Annotated in this window: 8 protein-coding genes and 1 riboswitch; all 8 genes read left to right on the top strand. The window is 34.9% G+C overall.

Translation table 11 applies throughout. From position 1 onward, the window contains the following. The first annotated feature begins 290 nt into the window (after nucleotides 1–290). The 8 genes from OXT66_RS09165 (at nucleotide 291) to ribH (ending at nucleotide 8,142) form a co-directional block, all read left to right on the top strand. Complete coding sequence (locus OXT66_RS09165) at nucleotides 291–1,304, top strand: LacI family DNA-binding transcriptional regulator (protein ID WP_268597022.1); 1,014 nt, start codon at nucleotides 291–293, stop codon at nucleotides 1,302–1,304. Nucleotides 1,305–1,481: 177 nt separating this feature from the next. Then, nucleotides 1,482–2,228: a glutamine amidotransferase gene (locus OXT66_RS09160; RefSeq protein ID WP_268597021.1), complete on the top strand. Its 747-nt coding sequence runs from the start codon at nucleotides 1,482–1,484 to the stop codon at nucleotides 2,226–2,228. 27 nt (nucleotides 2,229–2,255) lie between these two features. Next, nucleotides 2,256–3,254, top strand: a complete 999-nt coding sequence (locus OXT66_RS09155) for a DMT family transporter (protein ID WP_268597020.1) — start codon at nucleotides 2,256–2,258, stop codon at nucleotides 3,252–3,254. Nucleotides 3,255–3,293: 39 nt separating this feature from the next. Then, nucleotides 3,294–4,349, top strand: coding sequence for a linear amide C-N hydrolase (locus tag OXT66_RS09150; protein ID WP_268597019.1), 1,056 nt, complete (start codon nucleotides 3,294–3,296; stop codon nucleotides 4,347–4,349). 214 nt (nucleotides 4,350–4,563) lie between these two features. Next, a riboswitch (FMN riboswitch) is annotated at nucleotides 4,564–4,694 on the top strand. Between the two features lie 113 nt (nucleotides 4,695–4,807). Then, nucleotides 4,808–5,866: a bifunctional diaminohydroxyphosphoribosylaminopyrimidine deaminase/5-amino-6-(5-phosphoribosylamino)uracil reductase RibD gene (gene ribD / locus OXT66_RS09145; protein WP_268597018.1), complete on the top strand. Its 1,059-nt coding sequence runs from the start codon at nucleotides 4,808–4,810 to the stop codon at nucleotides 5,864–5,866. Next, a complete protein-coding gene (locus tag OXT66_RS09140; protein ID WP_268597017.1) occupies nucleotides 5,866–6,471 on the top strand; it encodes a riboflavin synthase in 606 nt (201 codons plus the stop codon). Before ribD ends, OXT66_RS09140 begins: the two co-directional genes overlap by 1 nt. Then, on the top strand, nucleotides 6,461–7,675 hold the full coding sequence (ribA, locus tag OXT66_RS09135) for a GTP cyclohydrolase II (RefSeq protein WP_268597016.1): 1,215 nt from the start codon (nucleotides 6,461–6,463) through the stop codon (nucleotides 7,673–7,675). Before OXT66_RS09140 ends, ribA begins: the two co-directional genes overlap by 11 nt. Beyond that, entirely contained in the window at nucleotides 7,675–8,142 is a 468-nt protein-coding gene (ribH, locus tag OXT66_RS09130) for a 6,7-dimethyl-8-ribityllumazine synthase (protein WP_268597015.1), read from the top strand. Before ribA ends, ribH begins: the two co-directional genes overlap by 1 nt. Nucleotides 8,143–8,221 lie beyond the last annotated feature (79 nt).

The following is an 8,221-nucleotide window of genomic DNA, read 5'->3' as shown; positions in this document are numbered from 1 at the left end:
CTGGTGAACCAGTGGTTTACGACTTCGATGACAAGTTGAACGTGATATCAAAGACTAAGCTTGACTAATTAAATTGATTAAAATGAAAGAGACCGTCTCGATGTGAGAAGGCCTCTTTTTTGCTAACTTTCGATAAATCATAATGCACTGATTATGACGCTTTGTTTTGTAGTCACTTTTAAATTTAACTCTAAGTTACAGGTAAAGCTTATACTTTTCTGTTTTGCTATTATTTATTGGGTTATAATGATGGCATTAATCAAACTTTAAAAATAAAAAGGTATAGACATATGAAATATGGTATGAAAGATATTGCTAAAGAGGCGGGAGTATCGTTAACAACCGTATCTTTAGTTTTAAATAACAAGTTTATTCGAATTTCTGATAAAAAAAAGCAAGAAATTAAAAAAATAGCTAAAAAAATGAATTATCGTCCTAATTCTGCGGCCGTTTCTTTAAGTAAGCAAATTAGTTATAATATTGCCTTAATTGTACCAGATATTTCAAATCCATTTTTTTCTGAATTAGTGAAAAACGTTAGTACACAATTAAATATTAATTTGTATAATACGTTGTTGGTTAATAGTGACAATAGTTATAAGAACGAAAAAAAGGCCATTCAAAATGCTTTATCTCAGGGAGTTGATGGTATATTACTTGTGCCGTCCAATGAGTTATTTTCAGTTGATAGATCTGAAGTTGAACATTTTATTAGTGAAATTGATAAGCCATTTATTTTTTTAAATGCTTATTCTGATATGAATATAAATTACGTTAATTTTGATAATATTAAGGGTGCTGAAATGGCAACTCAAGAGCTTATAGATCATCATCATCAAAATATTGCTTTTATAAAAGGAAAAGATAAGTTTGTTAACGCAAACGAAAGATACATCGGATACCAAAATGTTTTATCTCAGAATAACATCAAGTTGAATGAAAATTTTGTATTCGAAGGAGATTATACTATGAAAAGTGGTTATAAATTAGCTCCTAAAATTTTAAAGAATAATAAAATTACTGGGATAGTTAGTTCAAATGATTTAATGTTATTTGGAATGATTAAATGGGCTAAACAAAATGATTTTCCAGTATTTGAAAAGTTATCTATGGTTGGTTTTGATAATAATCCGTATACAGAAGTGTTGGAACATCCATTGACAACTATCGATCAAGATATTAATGAAATGGCCCTTAAATCGGTAAAATTGTTATTAGAAATGATTAGTAGCAATAAAAAAATAAAAAAAGAAATTATTATTAAACCTTATTTGATAAAACGTGAAACCGTGCATGATATCTAATGTTAAGATGATTATTAGATAAACTAAATAATTAAAAAGGGTTGACAATTAGATCTGACATGTTAATCTATGATCAAAAGATAACGCTTACATAAAGCGTTGTTTTATTCCTTTTTTGATAAAGCGCTTTATCAAATTCGTTTCGGCTTTTTATAAAATATGATTGGAGAATAAAATATGGTTAAAGTGTTACTAGCTGGTGAATCATGGATATCTTCATTAACTGAATATAAGGGATATGATTCATTTACGAGTACCAAATTAGAAATTGGATGTGAACAATTTATAGCTGACTTAAAAGCATTAGGGCATGAAATTACCCATATTTGTGCTCATGATGTTCCAGAAAAATTTCCGTGGACTGATAAAGAGTTGAATCAATATGATGTGGTCATTTTATCTGATATTGGTTCAAATTCATTACTATTGTCTAATAAAGTTTTTGCACTTGGAGAAAAAACACCAAATCGTTTGGAAGTTTTAAAACAATGGGTTCATGATGGTGGTGCTCTTATGATGGCTGGTGGGTACTTATCATTTAGTGGCTTTGAGGGAAAAGCTCACTATCATAATTCACCAATTGAAGATGTCTTACCTGTAACGATATCTGATGGAGATGATCGCTTAGAAACACCTCAGGGACTAACACCTAAAGTAGAAAAGCAAAGTTATATTACAAATGAATTAGGAGAATTTCCTGAAATACTGGGTTACCAACAAATTTCTCCTAAAGAAAATAGTGAAGTACTAATGAGTATTGCTGATGATCCACTATTAATTATTGGAGAATACGGAAAAGGAAAATCTTTGGCTTATGCCACTGATATTGCTCCACATTGGGCATCTCGAGAATTTATGGATTGGAATAACTACGGAGAATTTTTCTCACGTTGTATGAATTGGTTAGCCAATGATTTGAAATAATTTTGTTAGCTGAAAGGAGTATTAATTATGAATGACATTTCAAAAAAAGAAAATAATGTTGCAAATAAAGCCGTTGTTGTTCCGCTATTAGTCTTAGCTACAGTTTTAGCTGGAATGCTGTCACCAATGCAGTCAGCAGTTAACGGTCAAGTTGGAAAATTATTAAAAGATGGAAATGCTTCAGCTGTTGTTTCGTTTGGTTCTGGATTAGTGGTTATGGCTATTATTATTTTGGCAAGAAAAACAACCAGACAACAATTTGCTTCTATTCCTAAGAAAATTACTTCTCGTCAAATTCCTTGGTGGAATTGGTTAGCAGGTTGTTGTGGGGCTATGGTTGTATTCTCAGAAGGTGCATCGGCTTCGGTACTTGGAGTTGCTACTTTTCAAACAACTCTTATTTCCGGAATGGTTATTTCTGGATTGGTTTGTGATCGCTTAGGGATTGGCGTACCAGTAAAACAGCCATTTAATCTTCCACGAATTATTGGGGCAATTTTGGCTATTGTTGCAACAGTTCTCGTAGTTATGCCAAGTTGGCAAGCACCAAAAGTATTAGCACTAGCAATCCTACCGTTTATGGCAGGGTTGCTTGCAGGCTGGCAACCAGCAGGCAATTCAGCAGTTGCTGAAGAAACTGGTTCAATGTTAGTTTCTATCACTTGGAATTTTATTGTTGGCTTTTGTATTTTGGGTGGTGTTTTACTTATTAGAGTTATTATGGGGCAAGTATCTTTTACATTGCCAACTGCGTGGTGGATGTATCTTGGCGGGCCTTTAGGATTACTTTCCATTGCTTTAATGGCTATGCTAGTTAGAGGACTAGGATTATTATTATTAGGATTAGCATCTACAGCTGGTCAGTTAGTTGGATCAATTTTAATTGATTTGTTAATTCCATCATTAGGAAATCAAGTTTACGTTTTAACTGTATTAGGAGCAATTGTAGCTTTAATTGGAGCTGGTATTGCAATGATTCCATCAGATAAGAAAAAAGTTGAAATTTATGATTTAACAAAAGAATAAATAAAAATGATTAAGGATTCTTTGAAGGGAGAGTAATTTATGTGTACTGGAATTGAAATGATTAGTAGACAAGGAAACGCTTTTTGGGGACGCACTCAGGACTTTGAACAACATTTTGAATATTCTGGTGTTAAGATTCCAAAAGGCTACGAATTTAAAGAAGCGTACACACCTTTTAAATCAGAGTTAAATGTTATGGGGATTGTATGGGCAAATGATATTCATAAATCACCAGTTTTACTGGATGGTATTAATGATTATGGTATCTGTGGTGGATCATTTTACTTTGATCACTTCTACAAATATGCTCCTACTAAAGAAATCCATGCTCAAAATAAAGTAGCAATTCGTGGTGAAGAACTATGCACCTGGATTTTAACGCATTATAAAAGTTTAAACGATATTGTAAATAACCTTGAACATGATGTAGGAATTACTAATGAAATTGGTCCAATGATGGGGATGTCAGTACCTCAACATTGTGTTTTTCAAGATGAAACTGGTCGAGAAATTGTGATTGAACCATCTGTTTCTAATGGTTTTCGCATTTTTGAAAATCCAGTTGGTGTCTTTACAAACGCCCCAACTTTTGATTGGCATCTAACTAATTTAAAAAATTGGTTGGAAAAAACTAGTTTAAGAACTTATTCATATAAAGTTAATGAACCTGTGAATAATTTTTCATTAGATGAATTAACTAGTGGTTTAGTCGGTATTCCCAGTGATTATAAACCGGAATCTCGTTTTTTGAGAGCTGCTTATTCTAAACTACTGTCTATTGAAGTTGATGATAATGAAGCTTTAAACCAAATTTTTCAATTATTAACTGCTGTTAATACTCCTAAAGGTTCTTTACGTATTCATAATGACGATAAAGAAAATTTAGTTGCTTGGACTCAATATACGTCGGGATACGATATAAAAAATAAAGATCTGTATGCTTTTACTTATGATAATCGGAATTTACGTATCCTTAATTATGGCGATCCTACTGAATGGGGTTCTGATATTCGTTATTTCAGTTTTATTTCTAAGCAAACTGCAGAACCTTTCACTGAAAAAAATGTTTGGAGTGCAGGAGACAATACTATTTAAAGCTAAAAGAGAAATTAATATCATATGAATTGCCCTATAATAGTAGATATTATGTCAACTATTATGGGGCACTTCAATGTAGGAAGGCCTCTTTTTTGTTAACTTGCTCTATCTGATGATAAAAAAGTCTCTAGTGGTCACTAATTTGACGCTACTATCTAAAAGTTATTGCAATTCAAAAATAATTACGTTAGCATGTTATTGAAAACTGAATAGATTTCTTCGGGGCAGGGTGTAATTCCCGACCGACGGTGACAACGTAAGTTGAAGTCCGTGACCCGCTTTTGCGGTGGACCTAGTGCAAGTCTAGGACCGACAGTATAGTCTGGATGAGAGAAGAAAAAATAACCTTTCATAGTATTAGTGACGGCTTTTTTAGCGTTGCTTCCTTCGTATGAAATCTTATTTAGCTTATCAAAATTCTAAGCCCTGCAATTTGCAGGGCTTTTTTTAATGAGGTGAGTAAGATTATAGCAACACAGCGATATATGAACTTGGCTTTTTCATTAGCCAAAAAGGGAATGGGACAGACCTGGACTAACCCATTAGTGGGAGCAGTCATCGTCAAGGATGATCAAGTATTGGCAACTGGATATCATCAACATTATGGACAATCTCATGCAGAAGTTAATGCCATCAAAAATTTGCCATCGATAAAGTTGGCTCAGGGGGCCACCATTTATGTAACGTTAGAACCTTGTAATCATTTTGGAAAGACCCCGCCATGCACTCAACGATTAATTGATGTGGGTATTAAAAAAGTGGTAATAGGTCAATTAGATCCTAATCCATTAGTTGCCGGTAATGGGGTTAAACACTTACAAGAATCAGGAATAGAAGTTACGATTTTAAATCAAACGGGTAATATAAATCAATTTTATAATTTCTTTTATCACCAACAGCGTCCGTTTGTTACTTTAAAATATGCGGTTTCACTAGATGGAAAAATTAATGGTCCTGAATCTAAACGGACATTATTAACTGGCAAGGAGTCTAAAGTAGACAGTCAAAAATTAAGACTTCAGTATCAAGCAATTTTGATTGGTGAAAACACTCTGACAATAGATAACCCTTTATTAATTGTGCCAGATCAACAAACGGATTTTCCGGCAATTCGAATTATTGTGGTTGAGGATGCTAACCAGGTGAATCCTAATTTAAGACTTTTTACAAACTCTGCTCCGATTTGGCTTTTATCACGACAACCAAATTATCGTCATTGGTCTGATTTTGTGACAGTATTTGACCAAAAAAGTTGGACACCTACAGAAATTACCAGATTACTAACCGAGCAAGGAATTCAATCACTATTGATTGAAGGTGGTAGTCGTACACACAGTCGGTTTATTTCTTCAGAAATTGTAGATCAAATAACTATTTATTTAGCGCCCATAATTTTAGGTGGTACTGCTTTACCTGCCGTTTACGGAACGGCCAGTTCGCAATTAAATTTTGAAATAAAGGCGATTAAACAAGTAGGTAAGGACTTAAGAATTGATGCAAGGAGAGAAAGCTAATGTTTACTGGAGAAATAAAGAGCACCGGCACAATAAAAGATATTAGAAATTGCAATAATATTAAGCGATTAAGAATAGAGCTTAATCAACCACAAAACTGGCAAATTCAGAATGGAGATAGTATTGCTATTGATGGAGTTTGCTTAACCGTCACGGATACGGACCAACGCTATATCTGGGTGGAGGTTATGCCAGAAACATTGAGCAGAACAACTTTAGAACAAATAAAAATTGGTCAACAGGTAAATTTAGAGCCGGCGTTATTAGCAACAGAACGCTTGGCTGGTCATTTTGTATTAGGTCACGTGGATACTACTGGTTCAGTATTGAACATTGTGCGTGATCAAGAAACAATTAACTTAACAATTGCTTTTAGTAGTAAATATTTTCCTTATATTGTTGAAAAAGGGTCTATTGCGATCAATGGGGTTAGTTTGACAGTAACTGATGTGCAGCCAACTAACTTTACGGTCCAATTGATTCCCTACACCCTTAAGCATACTAATCTGGGTTCATTAGCTCAGCAGGAAAGCGTTAATTTAGAAACTGATATTATCGGTAAGTACCTTGTACATTTGCAGGAGGGCGTAATCGATGAAAAATAAATCCATTTTACGAGTTGAGCAAGCTATTAGTCGTTTACAACAGGGTAGATTAATTATTGTTGCTGATGATGAGAGTCGTGAAGCAGAAGGTGATTTGGTGGGATTAGCCGAATATGCTACCAGTGAGACAGTTAATATGATGGTAACAAAAGCGCGAGGATTACTTTGTGTACCAATGAGTCTAGCTTATATTCAAAAACTGGGATTGGCGCCTATGGTGGTCAACGAAACTGAGCCATTTGGGACGGCTTTTACTATAAGTGTTGATGCTAAAACCACTTCGACTGGTATTTCAGCAGCTGATCGTGCGAGAACCATTCGTAAGTTAGCAGATCCGTTGGCAACGTTTAATGATTTTTATCAGCCGGGACACGTTTTTCCACTTAGTGCTAAGCCCCACGGCGTGCTGCAAAGGGGCGGGCATACAGAAGCAGCGATCGATTTAGCCCAACTGGCAGGTGCAACTCCGGTGGCCTACATCTGCGAAATCCTTAAAAAAAACGGCCAAATGGCCAGAAGACACGATTTAAAAGCACTAGCCGAAGGAATGAAACTACCCATGATTACAATTCAAGATATTCGAAATTATCGTTATCTTAAAAATATTGATGTAGTTAGATCCATTGCCAAAGTTGATTTACCTACTAAATATGGTCATTTTAACTTGGAGGCTTTTACAACTAGTGAGAATCAAGAACCAACATTACTAATAACTAAGGGAAAAATTAATCTTAAACGACCCTTACTATTAAGGCTTCATTCGGAATGTTTAACTGGCGATGTATTGGGTTCACAACGATGTGATTGTGGTGAGCAACTAGCAACCGCTCTAAGAATGATAGAAGAAAATGGCAGTGGGGCAGTGCTTTACTTACGGCAAGAGGGTCGTGGAATCGGATTGGCTAATAAATTGCGAGCTTACCATTTGCAAGAAAATGGATACGATACGGTAGAAGCTAATGAACACTTAGGATTTGGTGCTGATGAACGAGATTATGGTACCGCGGTAGCTATTTTGCATTCTAAAGGAATTCAAAACGTTGATTTATTGACGAATAATCCGGATAAAATTAAGCAACTAGAAAATTTAAGTATTCATGTTAATAAACGGGTTCCATTAGAGATAAAACCGACTAAAGAAGACCTTAAATATTTGGAAACTAAAAAGCATAAATTTCATCATCTATTGAAGGAGATTAACTAATGAATGATCAGCAAACTTTAACTCAACAATCAACAGCCAAGATTGGTATTGTAGTGGCAGATTTCAATGAGATTGTAACTTCACGATTACTAGAAGGTACACTATCAGAGTTGAATCACTTAGGAATTCAAACGAAAAATATTACAGTTGTCCATGTACCCGGTGCATTCGAATTACCACGGGCTGCTAAGCGATTAATGGAAACTGAGCTATTTGACGGAATCATTGCATTAGGAGCGGTAATTCGTGGTGAAACGTCACATTATGATTACGTTTGTGCTGAAACTGCCAAAGGTTTAGCAGAATTATCACTGCAAGGTGCTAACCCGGTTATGTTTGGGGTGCTAACTACTGATAATATTGAACAAGCACTTAATCGAGCTGGTGGTAAAGGTGGGAATAAGGGGCGCGATTGCGCCAAAGGAGTACTACAAATGATTAACCTTGATCGACGTGATTTTAGTTAATCAGTTGGTAAAAATTTTCAAACGTTATCATCGCATCCCACGGTAACTCACTTCGTGCCTTGAGCAAGTACATCGAAGG

The organism is Lentilactobacillus senioris, from assembly GCF_026798195.1.
GTDB lineage: Bacteria > Bacillota > Bacilli > Lactobacillales > Lactobacillaceae > Lentilactobacillus > Lentilactobacillus senioris_A.
Note: the sequence above shows the minus strand (reverse complement) of the source record. Positions and strands in the feature narration are given on the sequence as shown.